The 1,937-nt window shown below is 62.7% G+C and carries 1 protein-coding gene; it reads right to left on the bottom strand.

The annotated features are described in order from the left end of the window. Window positions 1-1,937 (bottom strand): condensation domain-containing protein (locus A5779_RS00320; protein WP_236734599.1); only part of this gene is annotated, 1,937 nt, incomplete at both ends.

Raw genomic sequence — 1,937 nt, forward strand, 5'->3', positions numbered from 1 at the left:
GTGTCGAATACATCGGTGCGGAACTCGACAGTGCCGCCGATGCCTGCGGGTTCGCCGGCGTCGTCCCAGCGTTCCGAAAGCGAGAACGTCAGATCCATCCGGGCGACATGGGTATCCACCGTCAGCGGGCTGACTTGCGCCTCACCCAACGCCGACTCGGTCAGCGAGTCTGCAGTGAAGTTCTGCCAGGCCAGGGCGACCTGGACCAACGGATGATGAGCCAGCGACCGGGTCGGGTTGAGGCGATCCACCAACACCTCGAACGGCACATCCTGATGCTCAAGAGCAGCCAAGCTCCGCCGGCGAACCTGGTCCAACAACTCACCGACAGTGGGGTCGCCGGTCAGGTCGACGCGCAACACCAACGTGTTGACAAAGAACCCCACCAGTTGGTCCAGAGCCACGTCTCCGCGGCCGGCGATCGGAACACCCACCGCCACATCAGAGCTCGCGCTCAGCTTCGACAACAACGTCGTCAGTGCTGCCTGCATCACCATGTACGTGGTGACATTGTGCTCCCGCGCGACTTCACGGACGCGTTTGTGCAGTTCGGCGGGCAACGACACCGGGACGCTGGCACCCCGATGATCAGCCACCGAAGGATAAGGACGATCAGTAGGCAATTCAAGGCGCTCAGGCAACCCCGCCAACGCCTGCTCCCAGTACGCGACCTGCCCGGAGATGCGACTGTCCGGGTCGGTCAGATCACCCAGACACTCACGCTGCCACAACGTGTAATCGACATACTGCACCGGCAACGGAGACCACTCCGGCCCCCGCCCTACCGCACGAGCGGCATACGCCGACTGCAAATCCGCCACCAACGGAGCCACCGACCAACCATCAGCAGCAATATGATGCACCACCGCGGCCAACACGAACTCATCAACACCAGTTCGCAAAAGCACCGCCCGCAGCGGGATCTCACAACTCAGATCAAACGCGTGACCCGCCACACCTTCAATGATCTCGGCGACCTCAGCTGGCGAGGAACCACTCACATCGACAACCTGCCAACCGAAGTCAACATCCTCCACCGGCACCACCACCTGCCGCGGCACACCAGCGGGTGCCGCAAACAGGGTGCGCAGACTCTCGTGGCGGCCCACGACATCGGTGAGAGCCTGACCGAGCGCGTCGGTGTCCAGATTCCCACTGATCCGTAACGCCACCGCCATGTTGTAGATGGGCGACGGGCCCTGGAGTTGCTCCAGGAACCACAACCGCTGCTGGGCATACGACAACGGAATGACATCCGGCCGCCGTTGAGCCACCAACGGACGGCGTTGTCCTGAACTTTCAGCGGCCCGCTCAGCGAGTGCCGCCACGGTAGGTGCCTCGAACACCGCACGTACCGCAAAATTGCTGTCCAGACTGGCATTAACGGCATTGATCAGCCGGGTCGCAGAAAGGGAGTCTCCACCCAGATCGAAGAACGAATCGTCAATCCCCACCCGATCCAAGCCCAGCACCTGCGCATAGATCCCGGCCAACACCTCCTCCACAGCAGTGACCGGAGCCCGATACTGCTGCCCCTCGACATAATCCGGAGCCGGCAGAGCACGCTTGTCCAGCTTGCCGTTCACCGTCAACGGCAAACTGTCGAGCACCACGATCGCAGCCGGCACCATATAACCAGGCAACCGCTCCGACAACGCAGCACGCACAACCCCGGCATCCACCGAACCCGTCACATAACCCACCAGCCGCTTGTCCCCCGGACGGTCCTCCCGGGCGACCACCGCAGCTTGGTCCACCCCATCAAGATCGGCCAATGCTGTTTGGATCTCACCTAATTCGATGCGGTAACCGCGGATCTTGACCTGCTCGTCGGCACGCCCCAGATAACGCAGCTGGCCATCGGCACCCCAGGACGCCAGATCGCCGGTCCGATACATGCGCGCACCCGCACCGCCGAACGGACACGCGACAAAACG

Origin of the sequence: Mycolicibacterium peregrinum, assembly GCF_001665625.1 — a bacterium.
Lineage (GTDB): Bacteria > Actinomycetota > Actinomycetes > Mycobacteriales > Mycobacteriaceae > Mycobacterium > Mycobacterium peregrinum_B.